The sequence below is a fragment of the Fibrella arboris genome (genome assembly GCF_041321095.1).
Lineage (GTDB): Bacteria > Bacteroidota > Bacteroidia > Cytophagales > Spirosomataceae > Fibrella > Fibrella arboris.
In genome coordinates this window covers 570,067-593,903 of the sequence record NZ_JBGGWE010000003.1, presented here as the reverse complement: position 1 = coordinate 593,903, position 23,837 = coordinate 570,067, and the positions used below count along the sequence as shown (strand labels likewise).

General features: G+C 53.8%; 19 protein-coding genes and 1 CRISPR repeat array. Of the genes, 13 read left to right on the top strand and 6 right to left on the bottom strand.

All coding sequences use genetic code 11. The annotated features are described in order from the left end of the window. Positions 1-6 precede the first annotated feature (6 nt). From ACAW75_RS07520 to ACAW75_RS07485, 8 genes are all read left to right on the top strand, one after another. Positions 7-765 carry a CRISPR-associated endonuclease Cas6 gene (locus ACAW75_RS07520; RefSeq protein ID WP_370728072.1) on the top strand — a complete coding sequence of 253 codons (759 nt, stop codon included), beginning with the start codon at positions 7-9 and terminating at the stop codon, positions 763-765. A 64-nt stretch (positions 766-829) separates the two neighbouring features. Beyond that, entirely contained in the window at positions 830-1,903 is a 1,074-nt protein-coding gene (gene cas1 / locus ACAW75_RS07515) for a CRISPR-associated endonuclease Cas1 (protein ID WP_370728071.1), read from the top strand. Then, positions 1,900-2,190: a CRISPR-associated endonuclease Cas2 gene (gene cas2, locus ACAW75_RS07510; RefSeq protein WP_370728070.1), complete on the top strand. Its 291-nt coding sequence runs from the start codon at positions 1,900-1,902 to the stop codon at positions 2,188-2,190. The genes cas1 and cas2 overlap by 4 nt, the downstream gene beginning before the upstream one ends. A 75-nt stretch (positions 2,191-2,265) precedes the next feature. Next, complete coding sequence (gene cas4, locus ACAW75_RS07505; RefSeq protein WP_370728069.1) at positions 2,266-2,853, top strand: CRISPR-associated protein Cas4; 588 nt, start codon at positions 2,266-2,268, stop codon at positions 2,851-2,853. A gap of 195 nt (positions 2,854-3,048) precedes the next feature. Beyond that, a CRISPR array of direct repeats spans positions 3,049-6,217; the repeat unit is 37 nt; unit sequence CTTCCAGAGGCTAATCCAGAGAAAGAAGGATTGAAAC. A gap of 354 nt (positions 6,218-6,571) precedes the next feature. Beyond that, complete coding sequence (locus ACAW75_RS07500) at positions 6,572-7,426, top strand: DUF58 domain-containing protein (protein ID WP_370728068.1); 855 nt, start codon at positions 6,572-6,574, stop codon at positions 7,424-7,426. A gap of 43 nt (positions 7,427-7,469) precedes the next feature. Continuing rightward, the gene (locus tag ACAW75_RS07495; protein WP_370728067.1) at positions 7,470-8,666 is read left to right on the top strand and encodes a BatA domain-containing protein; all 1,197 of its coding nucleotides are present in this window, start codon (positions 7,470-7,472) and stop codon (positions 8,664-8,666) included. Positions 8,667-8,775: 109 nt separating this feature from the next. Further along, positions 8,776-11,016 carry a hypothetical protein gene (locus tag ACAW75_RS07490; protein WP_370728066.1) on the top strand — a complete coding sequence of 747 codons (2,241 nt, stop codon included), beginning with the start codon at positions 8,776-8,778 and terminating at the stop codon, positions 11,014-11,016. A gap of 45 nt (positions 11,017-11,061) precedes the next feature. Beyond that, positions 11,062-12,747, top strand: a complete 1,686-nt coding sequence (locus ACAW75_RS07485; protein WP_370728065.1) for a hypothetical protein — start codon at positions 11,062-11,064, stop codon at positions 12,745-12,747. A gap of 159 nt (positions 12,748-12,906) precedes the next feature. On the opposite strand, the gene ACAW75_RS07480 is transcribed toward ACAW75_RS07485, so the two are convergent. From ACAW75_RS07480 to lepA, 6 genes are all read right to left on the bottom strand, one after another. Continuing rightward, positions 12,907-13,992 carry a M42 family metallopeptidase gene (locus tag ACAW75_RS07480; protein WP_370728064.1) on the bottom strand — a complete coding sequence of 362 codons (1,086 nt, stop codon included), beginning with the start codon at positions 13,990-13,992 and terminating at the stop codon, positions 12,907-12,909. Positions 13,993-14,135: 143 nt separating this feature from the next. Beyond that, positions 14,136-15,239 (bottom strand): glycosyltransferase family 4 protein, encoded by a 1,104-nt coding sequence (locus ACAW75_RS07475; RefSeq protein WP_370728063.1) that lies wholly within the window; start codon positions 15,237-15,239, stop codon positions 14,136-14,138. Positions 15,240-15,294: 55 nt separating this feature from the next. Then, positions 15,295-16,290, bottom strand: a complete 996-nt coding sequence (locus ACAW75_RS07470) for a glycosyltransferase family 2 protein (protein WP_370728062.1) — start codon at positions 16,288-16,290, stop codon at positions 15,295-15,297. A 188-nt stretch (positions 16,291-16,478) separates the two neighbouring features. Further along, positions 16,479-16,694, bottom strand: a complete 216-nt coding sequence (locus tag ACAW75_RS07465; protein ID WP_370728061.1) for a hypothetical protein — start codon at positions 16,692-16,694, stop codon at positions 16,479-16,481. A gap of 2 nt (positions 16,695-16,696) precedes the next feature. Continuing rightward, on the bottom strand, positions 16,697-17,161 hold the full coding sequence (locus ACAW75_RS07460) for a DUF6932 family protein (protein ID WP_370728060.1): 465 nt from the start codon (positions 17,159-17,161) through the stop codon (positions 16,697-16,699). A gap of 4 nt (positions 17,162-17,165) precedes the next feature. Beyond that, on the bottom strand, positions 17,166-18,953 hold the full coding sequence (lepA, locus tag ACAW75_RS07455; protein WP_370728059.1) for a translation elongation factor 4: 1,788 nt from the start codon (positions 18,951-18,953) through the stop codon (positions 17,166-17,168). Positions 18,954-19,182: 229 nt separating this feature from the next. Between lepA and ACAW75_RS07450 the strand changes: the two genes are divergently transcribed. The 5 genes from ACAW75_RS07450 (at position 19,183) to ruvA (ending at position 23,798) form a co-directional block, all read left to right on the top strand. Beyond that, positions 19,183-19,626 carry a YkvA family protein gene (locus ACAW75_RS07450; protein WP_370728058.1) on the top strand — a complete coding sequence of 148 codons (444 nt, stop codon included), beginning with the start codon at positions 19,183-19,185 and terminating at the stop codon, positions 19,624-19,626. 99 nt (positions 19,627-19,725) lie between these two features. After that, a complete protein-coding gene (gene tatA, locus ACAW75_RS07445) occupies positions 19,726-19,926 on the top strand; it encodes a twin-arginine translocase TatA/TatE family subunit (RefSeq protein WP_370728057.1) in 201 nt (66 codons plus the stop codon). A gap of 88 nt (positions 19,927-20,014) precedes the next feature. After that, the gene (gatA, locus tag ACAW75_RS07440; RefSeq protein ID WP_370728056.1) at positions 20,015-21,460 is read left to right on the top strand and encodes an Asp-tRNA(Asn)/Glu-tRNA(Gln) amidotransferase subunit GatA; all 1,446 of its coding nucleotides are present in this window, start codon (positions 20,015-20,017) and stop codon (positions 21,458-21,460) included. Between the two features lie 134 nt (positions 21,461-21,594). Beyond that, entirely contained in the window at positions 21,595-23,199 is a 1,605-nt protein-coding gene (locus ACAW75_RS07435) for a lytic transglycosylase domain-containing protein (protein WP_370728055.1), read from the top strand. An 11-nt stretch (positions 23,200-23,210) separates the two neighbouring features. Then, positions 23,211-23,798: a Holliday junction branch migration protein RuvA gene (gene ruvA / locus ACAW75_RS07430; RefSeq protein ID WP_370728054.1), complete on the top strand. Its 588-nt coding sequence runs from the start codon at positions 23,211-23,213 to the stop codon at positions 23,796-23,798. The last annotated feature ends 39 nt before the right edge of the window (positions 23,799-23,837 follow it).

Sequence of the window (23,837 nt, the reverse complement as noted above, 5' to 3'; positions counted from 1 at the left end):
CCAACCATGCCTACGACTCTTTCCCAAACGCTGGTGCCGATGACGACGGTGACCTTTCCTGAGATTGCGCTCCGAACGCGGGATGCGCATAAGCTGCGGGGGTATTTCGGCGAACTGTTTAAAGAACATTCGCCGCTGTTGCATAACCACCTGGAGCGGGAGGAAGGCACCGACGAGCTGAAATTCCGGTACGGCTACCCGCTGGTGCAATACAAGGTGCTGGGCAACGTACCTACGCTGGTGGGCCTGGGCGATGGGGCCGGACTGCTGACCCAACTTTTCCTGCAAATCCGCGAACTGGCCATTGAGCGGGGCGATGGGGAAACCGACGTGTTTCCGGTCCTGAGCAAGCATATTCGCCACGAACAGGTACCCATCGGGATTGCCCGTAGCGACGGACCGGACGATTTGATCGAGTATCGGTTCGACACGCTCTGGATGGCCCTTAATCAGGCCAATTACCGCGACTACCGGCGCTATGCCGAAGCCGAACAGCAGGCTCAGTTGAAGCGTATACTGACGGGGCAATTGCTGGCCCTGTTCCGCGAGTTCAACCTGTGGCTCGAACCACACGAACGCATCCTGGTGCGGCTGTCGGTGGAGGAGCGAACAACGCAGTTCAAGAACCAGACAATGGTGGCCTTCACCGGCCGCTTCCTGACCAACGTGATCCTGCCCGACGGTATCGGCCTGGGTAAATCCGTTGCGCGGGGGTTTGGAACGATTGGGAGGAAGCAGGAAAGGGAGGAGGGAGGAAAGGGATAAAGCAGAACGGATAGCCTTCATTCTCCCTCCTCCCTTTCCTGCTTCCTCCCTTTCTTCCCTCTCTATGCAACTCCACATCACGACCTACGGAACGTACCTGCACGTGAAAGACGCTATGTTCGATGTTCGGCGGAAGGGCGACGACGGCAAGGTGATGAGTGCTACCTACTCGGCTGAGAAGGTCACGCACGTGTTGCTGGCCACAGGTACGTCGCTGAGTACCGACGCCGTGAAACTGGCCATGCGGTTCAACGTCGACATTGTGTTTCTGGAGCGCGACGGTGACCCCATCGGGCGGGTGTGGCACGCCAAGCTGGGCAGCACCACCAAAATCAGGAAACGGCAACTGGAAGCCAGTCTGGGCGCTGACGGCCTGCGCTGGACACGTACCTGGCTGCTGGCGAAACTCGACAATCAGGCCGGGCTCATTCGGAGTATGAAAAAACACCGGCCGCAGCATACCGATTACCTCGACGATAAGCTCCTGCGGATCGATGCCCTGGCGCTGTCGATCAATACGCTGGCGACACCGGCAGGACGTACCCCCTGCGTGGCCGATGTGGCCGATACGCTTCGGGGGCTGGAAGGCACGGCGGGCCGGCTGTATTTCGAGACGCTGAGCTACGTGTTGCCGAAAGAATACCAGTTCACTGGGCGAAGCAGTCGGCCGGCGCGGGATGCGTTCAACGCGTTTCTAAATTATGCCTATGGGATGCTTTATGGCAAGGTGGAGAAAACGCTGATGCTGGCCGGGCTGGACCCTTACGTTGGCTTCATGCACCGCGACGATTACAACCAGTTGAGCATGGTCTACGACTTTATCGAGCCCTACCGCAGCTTCGCCGATGAAGTGGTTTTCCGGCTCTTTACGGGTAAGAAAGTCAATAAGTCGCACGTCAGCGACGTGTCGGGCACACGGAGTGTGGGCGGTGAAGGCGCGGCTGGTGTTGGCTATTCGCTGAATGCAGACGGGAAAGCGTTGCTGGTCAATGCCTTCAATGAATTTCTGGACAATGACCCGATCCGGTACCGGGGGCGTAACCTGACGCGGAGTCATTGCATTCAACTCGACGCGCATCAGTTTGCGAATGAACTGATTGGGAAAACAGGCGGCGCACCTGACTTGCTAACACTATGATCATCTGGGTTTTATATGATGTCGTTAATGACAAGGCGCGTACTAAAGTTGCCAAGTGTTGCCAGCAGGCGGGCCTGTACCGGGTGCAGTTTTCGTGCTTTCTGGGTACGTTGACGCCCAACCAGAAAGACACGCTGCAACTGCGAATCGCCGAACTGATCGACGACGAAACCGACCGGGTCTATATTTTCCCGATGAGTCAGAACGAGTTGCAGCAAACAGCCCTGCTGGGCCAGGCATTCGACCGAAAGCTGGTCACCGACGAAATCCGCGCGTTATTTTTTTAGCTAGGGGCTTAGGGCCAGGGGCGGGGGTAAAAGCTCCGCCCTAGCCCTAAGCCCCCGCCCCTAGCCCCTTTTCACATGACCCTTACACCTTCCCACATCATCGAGTACCTGTTTTGTGCGCGGTTCACGTATTTCGAGTATGTGCTGGCTATTCCGCAGCATGAAGACGCAAACTATAAAGTGATGCGGGGCCGAAACCTGCACGACGAACGGCTGGAGCGCAACAAAGATTACCTGCGCAAACGGCTGGGTCGGCCGGGGGCACCGGTCACGGGTAAGTATGCGGATCAGTACCTGAGCAACGACCTGGTTCGGGGTATCGTTGATGAGGTACTGGAGTTTGGCGACGGGTCGATGGCGCCGCTCGATTATAAATTTGCGGAGTACAAGAATAAGGTCTACAGCACCTACGAAACGCAGTTGTACTGTTATGCCTGGCTGATCGAAGCAAATTTCGAGCGGCCCGTTGATCGGGGCTTTATTGTGTATACGCGAAGCAACAACCGGGTGGTGGAAGTGCCGATCACGGAGGCGAACAAAGATGATGTGAAGCGGGCAGCGGCCGCTATTTTTTCGATCATCGACCGTAATTTCTTTCCAAAGGCCACTAAGGCAAAAGCACGTTGTGTAACTTGCACGTATCGCAATGTGTGCATCAAGTAGGTGTAGCCGGGCAGGAATATATTTTCAGGATCAATAATAGTGGGTGTATTCGATTGATTATCAGTTTGTTGTCCTTACGGAAGATGAGTAAAAAGGAGTTGTTTTTCACGGTCTTTGACGTACGAAATCAAAAAAATAAGCCATGCAGAAAGGCGGTTACTGCATTGACTAATAAGCTGTTAACTATTTTGACGACTTCCAGAGGCTAATCCAGAGAAAGAAGGATTGAAACCCACTGGCAGGTTTACCCGTATAACCGGGCTGGTCTTCTTCCAGAGGCTAATCCAGAGAAAGAAGGATTGAAACGCGAAGCGATAGATAAGCAGGCCGACTGCCAGCACCGCTTCCAGAGGCTAATCCAGAGAAAGAAGGATTGAAACGCCGGGCGCGGCGTTCCCCAGCGACCGGCGAAGGGTCTTCCAGAGGCTAATCCAGAGAAAGAAGGATTGAAACCCCTGAAAGCGGGGAAAACCTACCGGCTCTACGGAACTTCCAGAGGCTAATCCAGAGAAAGAAGGATTGAAACACCAGCCCCGCGTAGATCCGCTCAAGGCTGTTCTCGCTTCCAGAGGCTAATCCAGAGAAAGAAGGATTGAAACACGAATTTGGACGCCCCGCACCTGACGCAGATTTTCTCCTTCCAGAGGCTAATCCAGAGAAAGAAGGATTGAAACTATCAGAAGGCAGATCGAAGAATAGAAGCTTAGGGTTACTTCCAGAGGCTAATCCAGAGAAAGAAGGATTGAAACTTATCCTGGCGGGCAATCAACGCTATGAAGCGGCCAAACTTCCAGAGGCTAATCCAGAGAAAGAAGGATTGAAACTCGGCATCATCACCCAGTAGTGTCACAATCCAGGCTCCCTTCCAGAGGCTAATCCAGAGAAAGAAGGATTGAAACCGACCAGCACGGCCTGACTACCGGCAGGTACGTTGAAGACTTCCAGAGGCTAATCCAGAGAAAGAAGGATTGAAACACGACGCCATCGAAAAAGAGAAAGCGAGTAAGAAAACTTCCAGAGGCTAATCCAGAGAAAGAAGGATTGAAACGCTGCTTCTGTATTACTGGTCGTATAACCAATATTCTTCCAGAGGCTAATCCAGAGAAAGAAGGATTGAAACTTCGCCAATTTCTTTCGTCAGGACAATGCCGCCGCCAACTTCCAGAGGCTAATCCAGAGAAAGAAGGATTGAAACCATCTGGAACGCCCTGCGAAAAGCGGTGCTGCGGCTGCTTCCAGAGGCTAATCCAGAGAAAGAAGGATTGAAACATCTTGCAGGATACTGAGTCGTTGCTGTTTACCAACGTCCTTCCAGAGGCTAATCCAGAGAAAGAAGGATTGAAACACAAATGTATCGCCAGCCTGTTGGGCCTTCTTCTCATCTTCCAGAGGCTAATCCAGAGAAAGAAGGATTGAAACTTACTGATGTGGTAATTCTCGAACTCGTCATTGACCAGCTTCCAGAGGCTAATCCAGAGAAAGAAGGATTGAAACGTTCGTCAAAGCTCGTCGGCGTCACACCCAAAATGTCTTCCAGAGGCTAATCCAGAGAAAGAAGGATTGAAACGTCCTCATGCATTACCACTAATCTTATGCAGACAAGTACCTTCCAGAGGCTAATCCAGAGAAAGAAGGATTGAAACCCGCCGTGCTGCTTATCGCCCTGACGATCTGGCTGGCTTCCAGAGGCTAATCCAGAGAAAGAAGGATTGAAACCTTTCCGCTACAGAGAACTACATAAAACGCCACAAAACTTCCAGAGGCTAATCCAGAGAAAGAAGGATTGAAACCATCGCCCGTATTCGTATCGAAAATGACTAGATCCCTTCCAGAGGCTAATCCAGAGAAAGAAGGATTGAAACACGTTGATGACATTGAGCCGGGATTGTAGTTCGTCGCTTCCAGAGGCTAATCCAGAGAAAGAAGGATTGAAACCCCGCCCGCACGACCGCCGCAGCATCAACAAGAACGCCTTCCAGAGGCTAATCCAGAGAAAGAAGGATTGAAACGATAACCAGGTTATGGCGTGTGTGTCACCAAAGGAGCCTTCCAGAGGCTAATCCAGAGAAAGAAGGATTGAAACGACTTGTTCATGTTCGTGCTGATGGGCTACAGGAATCAACCTTCCAGAGGCTAATCCAGAGAAAGAAGGATTGAAACAGCTCGGGGCCAGTTGTTGTGACTGGAATTGCCTTACTACTTCCAGAGGCTAATCCAGAGAAAGAAGGATTGAAACCATCGCCCGTATTCGTATCGAAAATGACTAGATCCCGTTCTTCCAGAGGCTAATCCAGAGAAAGAAGGATTGAAACCAATAGAGAGGCCAATCCTTGGCAACCCAAAAAGGGGGATTACCTTCCAGAGGCTAATCCAGAGAAAGAAGGATTGAAACGTTGCGCTAGCAGAAGCTGAAGACCGGGGAGCCATCACTTCCAGAGGCTAATCCAGAGAAAGAAGGATTGAAACGCCAACCTCGCCCTCTGCAAGCGGGTGCTGGGCGTGGCCTAACTTCCAGAGGCTAATCCAGAGAAAGAAGGATTGAAACTAATTACACCCCCTCCCCCCCACCATGCTCTCCCGCAACTTCCAGAGGCTAATCCAGAGAAAGAAGGATTGAAACCCCTACGACCTGCCGATTGATCCCCTGTATCCGGGGTCTTCCAGAGGCTAATCCAGAGAAAGAAGGATTGAAACAAGATGCGGAATGCCATCGAAAAGAGTAACGGCACCCCTTCCAGAGGCTAATCCAGAGAAAGAAGGATTGAAACACATCCCCTTTCAGAACTGGTACGACGCCTACGACAACTTCCAGAGGCTAATCCAGAGAAAGAAGGATTGAAACCCACTCACTTCGCCTGTTGCCACAGGCGGCCTGAAGGCTTCCAGAGGCTAATCCAGAGAAAGAAGGATTGAAACTTGAGTAAACGGTACAAAAAAGCCCCTCACCATCAGCCTTCCAGAGGCTAATCCAGAGAAAGAAGGATTGAAACCTCCTGATGGCAGCGCCCATAACGTTGAGTAATTAAACTTCCAGAGGCTAATCCAGAGAAAGAAGGATTGAAACATTTGTAGTCGATGCCCACAAAAACGGCCTTATGACAGACTTCCAGAGGCTAATCCAGAGAAAGAAGGATTGAAACCGTCGATTGGCTACGGGGTGACCCTCAGGGCCCGCGTGACTTCCAGAGGCTAATCCAGAGAAAGAAGGATTGAAACCGGCCGATCTGGTACGTTCCAACAAGCCGGTCACGGCTCTTCCAGAGGCTAATCCAGAGAAAGAAGGATTGAAACTATATATAGTTGGCATTAGCCCGTGGGGCCACCTCGCTTCCAGAGGCTAATCCAGAGAAAGAAGGATTGAAACGGCGTAGACAGAATCGTTGATGGGTTATACGTGGGCAGGCTTCAAGAGGCTGATTCAGGGGCAGATGGGTTGACGCTAGAGCCGACTGGTAGGCAACTCCAAACAGAGCCGCCTACTGCGTGGTCGTTGTACCGGTAAGCGGGTAGTAAAGGGCTATCGAGAGGCCGACACGCTATATACAAGTCGGGTATGTACTTTACCGTATCGGCTAAACAGCGGGTCTTATCAGGGGCAGATAGGACCTAAACAGCTATTTGTATAAACTTTGCTGGCTAGATGCCTCCAGATGTCGTGCAATTGGGCTGCCTTTGTAGCTTTAGATAGCTAATTCAAGCTGTACCCTTCTTCCGCAAAATGACTGCGCTCGAACTCGTTAAACTCAATAACCTGCCGCTGGTGGGGCAACTTGTCAGTGATGAAATGACACTGGGGCTGCATCGTAGCCGCCGGTCGGGGGTGGGCGTAGAGTTTGCCCAGTACCGCGACTACCGGGCGGGCGACGATCCTAAGCGCATTGACTGGAAACGGTTTGCCCAAACCGACAAACACCTGGTGCGTGAGTCAGAAACGGAAAGTAGTCATCAGGTACGTTTGCTGATTGACCTGTCGGGGTCGATGAACTACGCCGAAGGGGCCGTCAGTCGGCTCGACTATGCAAAGGTATTGCTGGCATCAATTGCTTATATCGCCAATCGGCAAGGCGATCAGCTGAGTTTATACGGCCTGCAACACGGAACAGTCGAGCCATTGGTACCACCCGGTAAACAGGCGTTTCAGAAGGTGCTGGGTACGTTGGCAGGCGTCAAAGCCGCCGGTGGCTGGGCCGACACAGTGCCCGTGCTGCCGGGGCAGCGACGTAATCAGACCGAACTGCTGGTGCTGGTATCTGATCTGCTGCAACTAAACGATGAATGGCTGACTCTTTTACGGGCCGCCGCTACGCCCCGCCGCGAGGTGCTGTTAATACAGGTGCTGGGGCAGCAGGAAGTGGCCTTTAATCTGAGCGGATTTTACCAGTTTCAGGATCTGGAAACCGGCCAGACGGTCGAAGTACAGTCAGAGGCGGTGCAGACACAGGTACGAACAGCGGCAACGGCCTATTTCCAAACGCTGAACGAGCAACTGCATTTACCCTACCTGAGTCGGGTACGTGCCCTGCTAACCGACCCGCCCGCGTTGGTAATACAAGAATTATTGATGAAAAAATAGCCCAAAGCCTGTGGCGCAGGCAACTGGCCAATAACATAACCGTATGCTGTTTCAACATCCATCGCTTCTCTGGGGTTTGCTAACGGTTGCTGTGCCGATTGCGCTGCATTTCTGGCATCAGCAACAGGCTAAGCCAATGCCCTGGGCTATGTTGCGCTGGCTCGAAACGCCCAATCAGCCACCCAAACGAGGATTTCGGTTTGATAACTGGTTGTTGCTGCTACTGCGTTGTCTGTTACTGATTGCCCTGACTCTGTTGCTGGCGCGCCCTTCCCTCAAGTCAACCGATACGGTGCCGGTTGGACGGAAAGTCCATCTGGTTGAGCCGAATGCTACTGTGACCAACGCGTACCGGTTTGAACTGGAACAGGCACTGGCGAAGAAAGAGCGGGTCATGTGGGCCACCACGCCGGTAACGCCGGTAGTTACATTGACTGAATTGCCGGCAGCCTCGCCCCCTAATCCGCTTCAGTGGCAAACCGCTATTCATGAACTGACAGAACCCGCTGTTCAACTGCACACGTACCTGACCAACGGACCGGAATGGGTGGAGGCGCCGCGCCTGCACGTACCGGCTGGCTTTGTGTTGCATACCACCGATGTGCCTGCGAAAAATGCGTCGCCCAGGTACGTTGCGCTGCCGTCGGGAAAGCAACTGACCATGGATGCAGCCCATCGGCTCAGCGTGGTAACGGCAGGCTCGGCACCGGGAAAGGCAGTGGCAACGGCGCCGTTGCGGGTGCTGTTGCAGTTTCGGCAGGCCGACGAACGCAACACCGTGCAGGCGGCACTTGGCGCGATCACGGCGGTGTATGGCCTTCCATTTACCATCGACAATCAACTGGCGCAGGGCGTAACCTACGCCTGGGTGCTGACCGACCGGCCGGTGTCAGCGCCAACGCCAGGTACGTTATACACGCTTACGGGGCAGTCGGGTGAGTCGGATCAGGCAAGCATTAGGTACACGCCTGACCCATTGACGCCCCAGACAAGCGACCGGGTACTGGGCGGCCAATTGCCTGAGTGGCTTGCCAGTCAGTTAATTGACCATCTTGGTTTGCCGGTCGGGGCGCCTGCGTTACCTCGTAGCCAGTTGGCGGGTTTGTTTGTTACCGACCAATCCACTGATGCGATCGCAACCACCGCCCATCCAGTAAACTGGCTACAGACCGGCCTACTGCTGTTATTTTTAGGGTTGTTGCTGGCTGAGCGGTACCTGGCTATTCAGCGACAGGCTTGATTAAAAGGTACCGACCCGGGCGGGCGTTCCCGCTTCAGCGTCGGGTGTTGGATTGACGAACTATTACTACCGAAACTGGAGCGGGAACGCCCGGGTCGGTGCCACTTTTATGCAGCCACTTCATCAACTTATTCGTTCGGTTACCACTCAGTTGTATACCAATAGCGCACTGAAAAGCCTGCTGACTGGCGTATCGGTTGCGTTGCTGGTGGCCCTGTTCCCCGTGAGTATCGGTATGGTGCTGGGTACGTTGGTGCTGGTATCGGCTGGCGCGGCGTGGTGGCTGGGGACGTTTGAGCCGAAACGGGAAGCGGCCATCGGGCTACTCCACAAAACGCTGGGCCAGACCGAATACAGCCTGCCGCTGCTGACCAAAGAGCGCCCGAACCTGGCCGAACAGCTGCAACTCGAACGCCTGGCCGACCAGGCCGCCCAAACACCACGTCCGCTAATTGCTTTTCAGGATCTTCGCCCTTACTGGTTATTGCTGGCTGCATCGACAGTCGTTTTTGCGACCATCCATTTCTGGCCAGCCACAGCTGGTAAGCCCGTCGATGAGGCTACGCAGTTGGCTGACAGACAGGCGGCTGACAAGGCGACACCTATTCTGCCGCCCACGTTTCAGTCGGCCCTGCTTACCGTTCAGCCACCAGCCTATACTGACTTGCCTACCCGGACTGGGACTGAGCTGAACGTAACGGCTTATGTGGGTTCTACGCTAACGTGGCAGGTCAAATTGAGCGAGATGAACCGGGTTGCCGTCAAACTGGTGAACAGCCGGGGTGAAGAAATTCCGTTTGCTCGCCAGCAGGCTGGTTTCCGGTATCAGGATCGGCTCTTGAACTCGGGGCTGTATGCGCTTCGGGCTTACTGGAAAACGCCTGCCAACCGCGATTCGCTGATCTACCAATCGGATTTTTACCGGCTCGATGCCCGCCCCGATGTACCGCCGGTGATTAAACCAACGGCGAACGAATTATACCGTTTTCACCGCATGGGTGAGCCAATGCAGGTTCGGGTTACGGCCCAGATCTCAGATGATTTCCGGGTACAGCAGGCGTTTATCGTAGCTACGTTGGCGCGTGGTTCGGGCGAGAACGTGAAGTTCCGCGAGAGCCGTTTCCCGGTGAGCAGCGGACCCTTCAAAACAGCGCAGGCGAGTCATACGCTCGATCTGGCCAAACTTGGTTTTGCCCCCGGTGATGAACTATACTACTATTGGGCTGCCATCGACAACCGCCAGCCCGAGCCGCAACTCACTAAGTCGGATACCTATTTCGTGGTGTTTAAAGATACCGCCCGCAACGAGGAAGCCGAACTGGCTACGATGGCCGTAAATATCATGCCCGAGTATTTTCGGAGTCAGCGCCAGATCATTATCGACACAGATAAGCTGATTGCCAAACGGAAGAAAATGGCGGCTAAGGCCTTCAATGCAGCGTCGAACGAGATCGGGTTCGACCAGAAAGTGCTGCGTCTTCGCTACGGGCAATACATGGGTGAAGAGTTTGAAAACCAGATTGGTGGCCACACACCCCTGGCCGATAACGACGCGGATTTGCTGGAAGGCTACGTGCACAAGCACGATACGCAGGAAGACCCGAATGGCGGCCCGGCCGAGGCGCATGATAAAGGGGGGGGAGGCCATGCTCATGAGGATCATGATCACGACCATGACCACGGAGGGAAGGCAGGCGAAGAGCAGGACCCGCTGGCGGCGATGATGGAGCAATATGTACACAACCACGACAATGGCGAAGTGAACACGTTCTACGAGCAGTCGACGCGGAGTTTGCTGAAAATGGCGCTGGAACAGATGTGGCAGTCTGAACTACAGCTTCGGCTGTATGAACCCGAAAAAGCCCGTCCGTTTGAAGTGAAGGCGCTCGAGTACCTGAAAATTGCCCAGCAGAAAGCCCGCGCCTATGCCAAGAAAAGCGGGTATGACCCGCCCCCCTTGAAAGAAAAAGAAACCCGGCTGACGGGCGAATTGGGTAAAGTACCCGCGCAGCATCAGCTGTCCCGCCACTACGCCGACGTACCCGTAGCATCGCTGGTAGCCCAGGTGCTGGGGCTGATTGATCTGCCCAGCTTAACCCTTGCCCAACGGCAGCAGGTAAGTCAGTTGAGCGCGGCGCTCAGTGGCCCGCTGATGCGTAGCGGGATGACTAACTGGTCGGTGCTGACTCACCTGCAACGGCTGGCTTCGGGGCAACGTTTATCAGCGGCGGCGGTAGTACAACTGCAAACCAGGCTGGCTCAATTCGTGCCGGCTTCTACCGTAGGCGGCCGATCTGCGCAGGTAGCCGAAAAGCGCCTCGAAGATGCGTTCTGGCGAAGTATGAAGTAACATAGTACCAACTAACTAAAAAGCTGATAAGATAATTTTCCCGTAATGACCATTCCCCCACTCGACTGGAACGTACCTGAAACCTGGTTACTGGCTGTACTATTGCTGGCGTTGCTGGTCATGCCGATCTGGTTTATCCATCGGCAGAAGGGGACAAGTACCAACCGCAAAGCCATTCGAATGGGGTTACACGCGCTGTTATGGCTGGCGGTGCTGGGGCTCTGGTTGCAACCGCGCTGGCAACAGACGCTGCCGTCGGGCAAACTAGTGCTCGCCGCCGACAACGTACCTGCCGATTACGTGCGGACAACGGCGGCTAACCTGGGCATAAAGACCACGATGACAGCCAGTACCTTTCGCTCCTTGAAAAGCGTCGTGCCCGTTGATACGGTGTGGCTACTTGGGCAGGATTTTTCAGGCAACGAACTGGCCAGGTTAGCGCGACAGGTGGTTATCTGGACTCCTTATGACGTACCTGGGCAACTGCAGCAAATTCAGTGGAAAGGTGTTGTCCGTCAAGGCGAGCGGCAAACTGTTTCAGGCAGGATCAACACGGCAGAAGGAGGGATGCTCCGGCTCCGGTTCGGACAGAAAACGGTCGATAGCACCCGGCTGACAGCCAATAGCCAGTCGTTCAGGTTATCGTATATCACGTTCGCTCAGGGACGTACCCAACTGACACTTGCCCTCGATAAAACGGTGCTCGATACGGTACGCTTCGTAGCCCGGCCCGCCGAAAAACTACGCGTCCGGTTCGTGCTCGATGCCCCTGATTTTGAAACCCGCGCCCTGGCCGATTGGCTGGGTCAGCAGGGAAACGCCGTTGAACTAACCAACCGGCTTTCGAAAGGGATTGGTAGCGAACTGACCATCAATAAAACGACCACCAATGCACTGCCTGATCTGGTCGTTACCGATCCGGCCAACGTGACCAATCAGGTTGTCGGCAAAGCGCTGGCAGCGGGGAAGAGCGTACTGGTGATCAACCTGACCCGCCCGGATGTGGAGGTGCCTGCCCTTAATCGGGCCTTGCGGACGGGCTTACAGGTACGTCGCATGCCGGGGAAAGACACGATCCATATCAGCCCTGATCTAACGGCCCTTCCGTTTCGGTTTCCACCCGTGCCGGGTACCCTGCCTGTGGCGGGGTATCCCGTTGCGGTGCAAGTGGGGAGTGGCCGGGTTGCCGTCAGTCTGCTCACCGAGACGTTCCAGCTTCGGCTCAGCGGCGACACAACCGCCTACACCCGGCTGTGGCAGTCGGTGCTGGCCCCGCTTCGGCCTGTGGGTAGGAATACTATCCAAATCGACGCGCCTGTTTTAACGCATCAACCCGTCCGCTTTGAGGTGAATAACCCAAGTACGTTGCCTGGCCGGTTGCGCGTCGGCACAGACACACTGATCCTGCAACCTGCCCCGGTAAACACCCGCTCGTATGAATCCACGGGGCGTTTCGCTAGCTCGGGCTGGTTACCTGTGCAGGATTCGCTGGCCCTTTATGCCTATGGCAACGTACCTGCCAACTCACCGCCTGACAATGGGCTTGCTGCTGTAGCGCAACGCGAACAGGTGGCCAGCTGGGTACGTGCCCATCGTCGCTACGATACTGTTCCCACTCAGGCTGGTAGTACTACGGCGCGTACCATCGAAAAAGCCATCCCTGACTGGGGATGGCTTCTCGGCATTGCCTTGCTCCTGAGTACGTTATGGATCGAACCGAAGCTGGGGTAGATGACAGGTTTCAGGTTTCAGGTTTCAGGTTTCAGGTTTCAAGTTTCAGGTGTCAAGTTTCAGGTTTCAAGTTTCAGGTTTCAAGTGCGCTGCTTATTATCTATTCGTTCTTGCTGCAGCGCACTTGAAACCTGAAACTTGAAACCTGAAACCTGAAACTTACTTGATATACCGGAAATCTTCGTCGCCTTTCAGGGCCAGCAGTACGTCATACATGAGCCGGATCACGGCCTGAACATCCTCCTGATGCACCGTTTCAACCGTCGTGTGCATGTACTTCAATGGTAATGAGATCAGGGCTGACGCAACACCTTCGGCGGCGTAAGCGAAAGCATCCGTGTCGGTCCCCGTCGACCGGCTGACGGCCTGACGCTGAAACGGAATCTCGCTTTTGTCGGCTACACCGATCATGAAATCGAGCAGGTTGTTTTGTACGGCGGGCCCGTAGCACAATACCGGTCCGCTACCGCATTTCAGATCGCCCTGTTCTTTCTTGTCGTACTTCGGCGACTGCGTATCGTGCGTCACGTCGGTACAAATGGCGAGGTCTGGTTTTAGTCGACGGGCAATCATTTCAGCGCCGCGCAGGCCGATCTCCTCCTGCACCGCATTGACGATGTAGAGCGTGTAGGGCAGGCGAATCCCATTCTCTTTCAGTTGACGGGCCACTTCCGCAATCATGAAGCCACCCATCCGGTTATCGAGCGCACGGCCCACAAAGTAACGGCCATTCATCTCGGTCAGACCATCCACAAACGTACAGACCGTACCCACGAGAATGCCCATGTCGGCTACTTCGTCTTTAGTATGGGCGCCCACATCGATAAACAGATCGGTTACTTTCGGGGCGGTGTCTTTCGCCAGGTCGCGCACGTGAATGGCAGGCCACCCGAAAACCCCCTGCACCACGCCCTGCTTCGTGTGCAGATTCACCCGCATCGACGGGGCAATGACGGCATCGGACCCCCCGTTCCGCCGAACATAGAGGTAGCCATCGTCGGAAATGAAATTCACGAACCATGAAATTTCATCCGAGTGCGCTTCAATGACGACTTTATAGTCTTTGTTGGGCGAGTCGTCAGCCCCATGAATGACACCTACTGCCGTACCATACGTATCCACGATATACTCATCGATATACGGTTTCAGGTAATCGAGCCAGAGTTGCTGGCCCGACGATTCAAAACCAGTCGGCGAGGCGTTGTTGAGGTACTGGTAAAGAAATGTCTTACTCTGCTCAGTCATAATTGGTGTTGTCATTGTGGTCATCCATTGTCATTACGCTACGCTGTCATCAGTTGTCATTAAGTGGTCATTTGCTGTTTTACGAAGAGTTACTACTAATGACAACCATTGACTACGTAATGGCCATAAATGACAGCGTAGCGTTAAATAACGCTTTCCAGGGTTTCGATCCAGCGTTTGGCTTCGGCCTGCTGGGTTTGGGTAGTAATAGCTGTTTGCAGCTTGTTTTTGTCAATGACGGTCTGACCCGTTTGCACGCGCATCATGGCTTCGGCAAGGGCTTTGGGGTAAAAACCTTCCACCATTTCGCCCATGCCCGGTTTTACAAACTCGTTAATACCCCCCGAATTAAAGCCGACGATAGGCTTGCCAAGTACCGATGCTTCCCGCATGACAATGGGGTAGGAATCTTCGCGTGAGGTGAGGCAGAAGCCGTCGCAGGCGTTGAAATAGCTAAAGTACTGTGTCGACTGTTCGGTCAGGAAACGGACGTTAAGGTTATACGTCTTGATATACTGCTCCACATAATAGGTCATGCCGGTTTTGCGGGCAGGCCCCATCCAGACAAACGGCGTACCGGCGGGCATCTCGCGCAGAATGTCCGGTACCATATCGAATCCCTTCCGATTCGACCACGCGCCCGACATGAGCCACACAAACTCGTCGTCGCGGAAGCCCAGTTCTTTACGCACGTCAGCGCGGTCGCGGGTAGGTTTGATCTGTTCCACATTGATCAGCCCGTGCATGAGCACTACGTTCTTGTAGCCCATGTTTTCGAGGTTGTCGACCACCGTTTGTGAGGCGGTGAACAGCAGCTTGGCGCCGTCGAGCATTTGCCTGAACTCATCGTACCCGCGCTCATCATATTCCTGAACCAGCTCATGTACGTGCAGTACATACGGTTGCCCGAGTCTGATGGCCAGCAGGGCATATTCGGGCATGGCAATGGTGTTGATATACCACAGATCGGCCTGCTCGGCTTTGTGGGCGTCTTCCAGTGACTTCAGATGCGGAATACTGCCCATCAGCTTGTGCACCGCCGTTTCATACAGCCGGTAGCTAAACCGGTCTGATTGCGGACTGAAATAGAGTGGACACTTGTAGTCGGCCAGATCGAGCTGACCGGCCCGGCGGCTAAACATGGCATACCGACGAGCATCGTTCTTCGGCGCGTAATGCATGTAATTCAACAGGGTTGTGACAGACCCCGAACGGTTGGCCACCGGCGTAATAAACAGTAGTTTCATTGAAATCAGGCAGGCAATTGGTGGGCTTGTACGGGTAAGTGACGTACCTGGCGCGTTATACTTTGAAAAAATGAGTTTGGTTGAACAGCGTCTTCCAAAAGAAACGGGTAAAGATACCGACTTGTTGGGCAAATGCCCGTTGATTGTCCAATTCGCTCAGCAGGGGTTTCCCTTGCCGAAAATTCACGCTTACCTTCCACAAATAAATAATCGGGACCAGCGTCCAGTAGTGAAGCATCAGCAAAAGGTAGGCGCCAGCGCCATACTGTTTACGGATCCATAACAGGTTCGATACCTGCATCTGGGTCTTAAACCGGTTGATGTACGTTATTTCGCGGGCCTGATAGGTTGGGTCAGAGCCGTATTCCAGGTGGATGAAAAAGCCGTCGCGCAGCACCAGCATTCGACCCTGTTTGCCAAGCCGCCAGCTCCATTCCACGTCTTCGCCGTACATGAAAAAGCGCTCGTCGAACGGGCCTGCTTTGTCTACCGTAGTGCGTCGGGTCATCAAAAAAGCGCCGATGATCCAGTCTACCTGATTGGGGTCATCATAAACCGTATCAGGAATTTGCTGAGATAACCAGGTCTGTACCCTGGGGTTGATGGGCAGAATGTAGAACGGACGCCTGATTTCCCCAAAACGGGTGTACATCTGCGTGTGCACCTGCCCCGCCCGGTTAATCTGCATAGCGCCCACCGCGGCCACGTCTGGCTGCTCATCAAGCAGGTGCGAGCAGCGACCAATCAGGTTGTCGATCATCAGCGTATCGGAGTTGAGCAGCAAATAGTGGCGGCCCAGCGCCTGCTTCATGGCGTAGTTGTTGGCGCGACCAAAACCCGAGTTGTAGCCCATATCAAACCAACGTACCTGCGGATAGTCGGCCAGCGGAAAGGCGGAACGTACCTGTGCCTGACTATCATCGCCCGACTGATTATCCACGATCACCACCTCGAAGTCGATACCTGCGGTGTGCTCGAACACAGAATGCAAGCAGTCGATGATCAACCGAGGTGTTTTGTAATTGACAATCAGGATGGATAAGTCGGGCATTGGTAATTGAAATGAGTTGGCAAAAGTAATTCTGGATGGCGGAAGCGGCAAAACCGTTGAGCCGATACGGTAGTCCCATAAAGCCAGCCGCCCCGCTCAAACGGGTTGAGCGGGGCGGCCAGTATGAATGATTTACTGATTAGTTGATCTTCAGAACGGCCATGAAGGCTTCCTGCGGAATCTCGACGCTACGCGGCCTGCAGATGAATGTCTGCCCGAATATTAAGAGCGGCCAGAAGCTCTTCCAACTGGCGGAAATACTGCTCGCGCAACCGCTGATAGCCCTCAATGGATAGTGAATCGACATCAGGCTGCTTCTCGTGCAACTCAATTTGAGCTGTTAAACGTTCAATTCGCTGCAACACATCGACAATCTCAGTATGTAGTTCAGTATGCGTCTCCATAATTACCACCTCAGTTGAATAAATCCTTTGGGTTGCTTACGCCGTGTATACCGGTCTGGTCTGGTTTTAGTGAATTGAAAGATCCACTCTGTACAGTCAGAAATGTACAAGAAGTGATTGGGTTTTCCTTCGTCTATTAGTTTAATGAAATAAACGTCCAAACCAGTAAACTGATTACGTAATAAACGCAATTCGTTTTCAGCAGTTTCATACCTTTTTGCTGGCAGGATAAATACAATATCTATATCGTTAGGTCGCTCTTTTCGGGTCACGAAGCTCCCATCAATCCATATTGTATATTCTTCAGGAAACAGCGTAGTCAACTCTGTACAAAGCAACTGAAAAGAGTTTAATAAGCTCAATCGATGGTTATTCCAACCAAACGTTTCAACGAATGACTGCCAGTTCGTTTCTATAGCTTCGTACGGAGTCAAATGGCCCTCCCAGTCAAAACGTAGCGTATCCACCAGATTAGTTGATCTTCAGAACGGCCATGAAGGCTTCCTGCGGGATCTCGACGTTGCCGACCTGACGCATGCGTTTCTTTCCTTTTTTCTGCTTATCGAGCAGTTTGCGTTTCCGGGAAATATCACCGCCGTAACACTTGGCCAATACGTCTTTACGAAGGGCGCTCAGGGTTTCGCGGGCAATGATTTTCTGGCCAATCGCCGCCTGAATGGCAATCTCGAATTGCTGGCGAGGAATCAGCTCGCGGAGTTTTTCGCACAGTTTCCGACCCCATTCATAGGATTTAGACCGGTGTACAATGGCCGACAGGGCATCCACTTTGTCGCCGTTGAGCATCACATCCAGCTTCACCATGTCTGACTCCCGGTTGTCCATGAACTCATAATCGAGCGAAGCGTAGCCGCGCGAAATGGTTTTCAGCTTATCGAAGAAATCGAAGACAACCTCGGCCAGTGGCATTTCAAACTGTAGCTCTACCCGGTCGGCGGTGAGGTAAACCTGATTTTTCAGGATACTCCGCTTGTCCATGCACAGCCCCATGATACCGCCCACGTACTCGGCTTTGGTAATGATCTGCGCCTTGATGAACGGCTCCTCGATGTATTTGATATGGTTCGGTTCCGGCATTTCGGCCGGGGCCGACACCTGGAGCAACTCATCTTTGGTCGTCATGACTTCGAACCGTACCGACGGCACAGTGGTAATGACGGTCATGTCGAATTCACGTTCGAGACGCTCCTGCACGATCTCCATGTGGAGCATACCCAGGAAGCCGCACCGGAAACCGAAGCCCAGCGCCGCTGACGTTTCGGGTTCCCAGACCAGGGCGGCGTCGTTGAGCTGAAGCTTTTCCATGGCCTCGCGCAGGTCTTCAAACTCGCTGGTTTCAACGGGGTAAATGCCCGCAAACACCATCGGTTTTACTTCCGAGAACCCTTGAATGGCTACGTCGGCCGGTTCGTCGAAACTGGTGATCGTGTCGCCAACTTTAACTTCTTTAGCCACTTTGATGCCCGAAATGAGGTACCCTACGTCGCCGCACTCGATCACGTCTTTGGGTTCCTGGGTCAGGCGGAGTGTGCCAATCTCATCGGCAAAATATTCTTTGCCGGTGTTCATGAACTTCACCTTCTGGCCTTTGCGGATACGGCCGTCTTTAACCCGGAAGATTACTTCGATACCCCGATACGAGTTGAAGTGCGAATCGAAGATGAGGGCTTGCAGCGGGGCATCCGGATTGCCTTTCGGCGGCGGAATGCGCTCGACAATGGCGGCCAGAATCTCGGGTACACCAATGCCTTCTTTACCCGACGCCGGAATGATGTCGTCGCGCTCACAGGCGAGCAGGTCCACCATTTCGTCCTTGATCTCTTCGGGCCGCGCACCGGGCAGGTCGATCTTGTTCAGTACCGGAATAATGACCAGATCGTTGTTCAGGGCCAGATACAGGTTCGAGATCGTCTGGGCCTCGGTTCCCTGCGAGGCATCGACCAGCAGCAGGGCTCCTTCACAAGCCGCAATAGACCGGGACACTTCGTAGCTAAAGTCGACGTGGCCGGGCGTATCGATCAGGTTCAGGGTGTATAACTCGCCGTTATGGTAGTAATCCATCTGGATGGCGTGGCTCTTGATGGTGATGCCACGTTCACGCTCCAGGTCCATGTTGTCGAGCAACTGCGCCTGCATATCACGGGCACCGACAGTCTTGGTAAACTCCAGCAGGCGGTCGGCAAGGGTACTTTTACCGTGGTCGATGTGGGCGATTATGCAGAAATTGCGAATATGTTTCACGTTGATGAAACGGGGGTTATATAGATACCAATGAAACCACAAAAGTACGCAAAAAACTCCGGTCGCGGGCTGTCGGAAGCCATTCAGATAGGGTTAGCTCAGGTACGTCATTCAACGCGACCATCTGTACCGGTAGATGGAACAAAACAGACTTTTTTCTGAATAAATCTGTTATACCCCTGATCTGCGTAGGTATCGCAGACGCACTAACCAAAACAGCAAGTCGTCAATGGCAAAACGTAGTCTGATTGCCCAGGTTCTTTCGTCTATTTTCTTTCGTCGGTCAACGGCTCGGGCGGGTAAGTATGCCCGCAACGGACTAAGTATGCTGGCCCTGATTCGGGAGGCACTGGGTAAAAGTGAGGCGGTAAAGGGGGAAGAAGGCATTGGTTTTCGGGAGAAAATCGGGCTGGTGAGTCGCCTGGTGAAAGCATACGCGTCGGGTGCGTACCGGCAGGTACCTACCAAAACGTTGATTTCCACGCTGGCCGCGCTGGTTTACTTTGTGTCACCCATTGATTTTATTCCTGATATTCTGCCTATTGTTGGTTTTGCCGATGACATTGCCCTGATGGTCTGGCTGTTCAATTCATTGAACACCGACCTGGAGAACTTCCGGGAGTGGGAGCGCCAGCAGGAGCGGGCTACCGGCAAGATTATTGACTTGAAATAAGGGTATAACCAACCCACACACTGCCTTTTTTACCTTTAATTTAATGGCTTCTTCACGAGGCTTTTGTTACTTTTGCATACGTTCTAAACACGACATATTATGATTACAGCATCCATTTTAGCATTTATGGGTCTGGGCGGTCAGGAGATGCTGCTCATTTTTCTAGCCCTCCTCCTGTTCTTTGGTGCCAAAAAACTGCCTGAACTGGCCCGTGGCCTTGGTAAAGGTATCCGGGAATTTAAGGACGCCACCAAAGATGTTCGCGAGAACATCGAAGATGGTTTGAAAGACATTAAATAAGGAATTTCCTTTCGTATACACAGACAACCCGATGCCCGCAAGGCGTGGGGTTGTCTGTTTTTTTGTTTAGTGACCGTCCCTTTTTCCCGTGATTCTATACCGTTCTTTTACCACCGTGCAGGCTGATTTGGCCAGTGGAGCCGTAACCTGCCGTCAACTGGTAGACCAATACCTGACGCGCATTGCCGATCAGCAGCACCTGAACGTATTTACCGAGGTATATGCCGATGAGGCCCGCCAGCGCGCCGACGAGCTGGATGCCCGCCGAACCGGCCAACCTGCGCCGTTAGGCCGGTTGCATGGGATGGTGATCGGTATTAAGGACGTGCTCAGTTATGCTGGTCATAACCTGCGTGCCGGCAGCCATATGCTCAACGGGTTCGAAGCTACATTCACCGCCACGGCTGTTGAGCGCCTGCTGGCCGAAGACGCGATCATTATTGGCCGGCAAAACTGCGACGAATTTGCGATGGGGTCATCGAACGAAAATTCGGCGTTTGGTCCGGTTCGTAATGCGGCCGACCCAACGCGGGTACCGGGCGGAAGTAGTGGGGGTTCGGCAGTAGCCGTTCAGGCAGGACTATGCCTGGCCAGTATTGGCTCCGACACGGGCGGCTCGGTACGCCAACCGGCGGCTTTTTGCGGCGTGGTGGGCCTCAAACCAACCTACGGACGGGTAAGCCGCTGGGGGTTGGTTGCCTACGCCTCGTCCTTCGATTGCATTGGTCCTATTGCCAATACGCCAACCGACGCAGCCCTGTTGCTGGAAGTGATGGCCGGACCTGATGAGTTCGATAGCACCGTTTCGTCGCAGCCCGTCGATGCTTACGCCTCACCGGCAGCGCCTGAACAGCCCGCCCGAATCGCTTACCTGGTCGATGGGGTCGAGAGTGAAGGCGTGTCACTGGCGGTGCGGGAAGCCACCCAACAGGCTATCGACCGATTGCGTGCGGCGGGTCATGTGGTTGAGCCGGTAAGCCTGTCGCTGCTGAAGCATCTGCTGCCAACATACTATGTGCTGACCACAGCCGAAGCCTCTTCGAATCTCTCGCGCTTTGATGGCGTGCGGTATGGCCATCGGGCAACGGAAGGGGTGACCGACCTGATTTCGATGTACAAAAAAAGCCGGACGGAAGGCTTTGGCCCGGAGGTTCGCAAGCGGATTCTGCTGGGTACGTTCGCGCTGAGTGCCAGCTATTACGATGCCTACTATACGAAAGCCCAGCAGGTACGTCGGCTGGTGCGGGAAGAAACAGAGCAGGTTTTTGCGCAGTATGATTTCCTGATGATGCCAACAACACCAACGCCAGCTTTTATCTTAGGCGAAAAAAGTACAGATCCTCTACAGATGTACTTGGCAGACATTTTTACCGTTCAGGCTAATGTAACGGGCTACCCCGCCATCTCGATTCCTAACGGAACGGATGCAAACGGTGACGGGCCAGCCCTGCCAATTGGCCTTCAACTGATGGCCCCGCCTTTTCGGGAACGGGCTTTGGTAACAATGGCAGCGAGCTATTTGACATTGGTTTAGTTTTTGACGTTGAAAAACAAAGCGTCAAGTGCGCTGCTGATCGACCGTATGGTACAGCAACGGCACACTTGAAACAGGGCGGCTGGTCTCCCCGGCAGGCCGCTCAACACTGGTAACTCGTAACGAAGTATGATATGAAACTAATGACCCTCCTGATTGCCGGCGGTGCTACCCTGCTCTGGGCTATGTCATTGCCAGTTGCAGAGGCACAGGTAGCCAGACCCACGCCTACGGTAACGTACCCAGCGTCGGCCAACCAACTGCTGCCAGCTGCCGACACGGTGGTTGTGGACACGTCCCTGATTGTTGAAACAGTATTGAATCTGCCGAGTGTGTCCGAAGCCGTCCTTCGCGAACGACTGCCCCGGTTGCAACGCCAGATTCCACTGACCTATAACAAGGTCGTTCATAACTTCATCGATTATTTTACCTACCGCAAACCGAGCTATACACGCATGGTTATGGAACGGATGCCGTTCTATTTCCCGCTGTATGAAAAGACGCTGGCGAAATACAACATGCCCGATGAACTGAAGTACCTCTCCATTGTGGAGTCGGCACTGAACCCAAGGGCGATGTCGCGGGTGGGGGCGGGTGGCCTTTGGCAATTCATGCCCTATACCGGCAAGGATTTCAATCTGACTATCGACGATTACGTGGATGATCGGATGGACCCTAATAAAGCCACCGAAGCAGCCTGTCGGTATCTGAAAGACCTTTACCGGATTTTTGGTGACTGGGAACTGTCGCTGGCGGCCTATAACTGCGGACCGGGAGCTGTGAAACGGGCTATGCGCCGTACGGGGGGCACGACCTTCTGGACCTGCTATGAAGGCCTGCCGAAAGAGACCCGGTCGTATGTGCCGCAGTTCATCGCCATGACTTACATGATGAATTACGGCAATGATCATGGTATTATCGCCGAACGTCCCGACTACCCGATTGCCTTTGATACCCTGCAAATCAACTCGTACCTGAATCTTAGAACGTTTGCCAGCCTGAGCGGTGTTTCGTTTGCCGATTTGCAGAAACTGAACCCGTCGATTACGGCCGATCAGCTACCCGAGTATACCCGGAATCACATGCTGCGGGTGCCGAGCGAGCGCCACAGCTACGTGCAGGCCAACCGAAAAATGATCATGGATTCGGCCTCGAAGATGCCGGTTATGATGGAGAACGTTCTGCTGGCGCATAATGAGCTCATACCCACTCGCCTCGATACAGCCAACGACCCTGCCGATTGGCGTGTTGCCAGCCGCCTGGCCGATAACGTACCTGTCATACCCGCAACCGTAGTGGCAGAGAATGACCGGCCCGAGCCCGACGACCTGGAAGCGGTGGTCATGCGTAAACCCCGGAAAGTGACGCACACCGTTCGACGGGGCGAGACGCTATCGGGCATTGCTGAGAAGTACAGCGTAGAAACCTACGACATAAAGCATTGGAACAAAATGCGGTCGGGCACCGTGAAGTCGGGCCAGAAGCTGACTATCCTGCGCGAAGCGGGCGAGACCCATACGGAGCGGATGGCGCAACAGGATAACGGCTCGTCGAAAAAGCACAAAGAAAGCCAGGCGCACCACGAACGGGTGAAGCCAAAATACCACCGGGTGCAGCCGGGCGATACGCTCTGGAACATTGCCCAGCGCTACGGCAATATTTCGATTGATAAACTCAAAAAAATGAACCGTATCAAAGGCAACAGCGTCCACCCCGGGCAGAAGCTATTGGTAGGCTAAATGATTCGCTTATGATCGCCTATCTAGACGGCACGCTATCGTATAAAGAAGCTTCGTATGCCATTATCGACATACAAGGTATGGGCTATGAAGTGTTCATTTCGCTTCAGACCTACTCAACGCTGCCTGGTGGTGGGGCTCCGGTAAAACTGTTTATCCATCACCATTTCCGCGAAGACAACCAGACGCTGTTCGGGTTCGCTTCAGCCGATGAGAAATCGCTTTTCCGCGAACTGATTGCCGTGTCGGGCGTGGGACCGAACACGGCGCTGGGTATGCTGTCGGCCATGTCGCCGCAGGATCTCCGGCTGGCCATCATGAGTGAAAACGTGCGGGCGGTGCAGGCCATCAAAGGGATCGGTGCCAAAACGGCGCAACGGATCATCCTGGAGTTGAAAGACAAGATGAAAAAGTCGGGGCTGCTACCCGATACACCAACGTATCGTCAGCAGGCGGGCAACCCGGTTCGGGAAGAAGCACTGGCCGCCCTGATTGCGCTGGGATTTCCGCGCCCATCAGCCGAGAAAAGCGTCGACGATATTCTGAATGCCGACAGCAGCCTGTCTGTCGAGGACATTATCCGGCGAGCACTACGCTAAGTAAAAAGGAGCTGGATTTAGCTATACCTGCGGGCTACT

Coding starts and splice junctions, on each gene's coding strand:
- ACAW75_RS07480 (WP_370728064.1), bottom strand. CDS start 13,992: ATGACTGAGCAGAGTAAGACATTTCTTTACCAGTACCTCAACAACGCC.
- ACAW75_RS07500 (WP_370728068.1), top strand. CDS start 6,572: ATGACTGCGCTCGAACTCGTTAAACTCAATAACCTGCCGCTGGTGGGG.
- ACAW75_RS07470 (WP_370728062.1), bottom strand. CDS start 16,290: ATGCCCGACTTATCCATCCTGATTGTCAATTACAAAACACCTCGGTTG.
- cas4 (WP_370728069.1), top strand. CDS start 2,266: ATGACCCTTACACCTTCCCACATCATCGAGTACCTGTTTTGTGCGCGG.
- ruvA (WP_370728054.1), top strand. CDS start 23,211: ATGATCGCCTATCTAGACGGCACGCTATCGTATAAAGAAGCTTCGTAT.
- ACAW75_RS07435 (WP_370728055.1), top strand. CDS start 21,595: ATGAAACTAATGACCCTCCTGATTGCCGGCGGTGCTACCCTGCTCTGG.
- ACAW75_RS07520 (WP_370728072.1), top strand. CDS start 7: ATGCCTACGACTCTTTCCCAAACGCTGGTGCCGATGACGACGGTGACC.
- ACAW75_RS07450 (WP_370728058.1), top strand. CDS start 19,183: ATGGCAAAACGTAGTCTGATTGCCCAGGTTCTTTCGTCTATTTTCTTT.
- ACAW75_RS07490 (WP_370728066.1), top strand. CDS start 8,776: ATGCAGCCACTTCATCAACTTATTCGTTCGGTTACCACTCAGTTGTAT.
- cas2 (WP_370728070.1), top strand. CDS start 1,900: ATGATCATCTGGGTTTTATATGATGTCGTTAATGACAAGGCGCGTACT.
- ACAW75_RS07495 (WP_370728067.1), top strand. CDS start 7,470: ATGCTGTTTCAACATCCATCGCTTCTCTGGGGTTTGCTAACGGTTGCT.
- cas1 (WP_370728071.1), top strand. CDS start 830: ATGCAACTCCACATCACGACCTACGGAACGTACCTGCACGTGAAAGAC.
- tatA (WP_370728057.1), top strand. CDS start 19,726: ATGATTACAGCATCCATTTTAGCATTTATGGGTCTGGGCGGTCAGGAG.
- ACAW75_RS07465 (WP_370728061.1), bottom strand. CDS start 16,694: ATGGAGACGCATACTGAACTACATACTGAGATTGTCGATGTGTTGCAG.
- ACAW75_RS07475 (WP_370728063.1), bottom strand. CDS start 15,239: ATGAAACTACTGTTTATTACGCCGGTGGCCAACCGTTCGGGGTCTGTC.
- ACAW75_RS07485 (WP_370728065.1), top strand. CDS start 11,062: ATGACCATTCCCCCACTCGACTGGAACGTACCTGAAACCTGGTTACTG.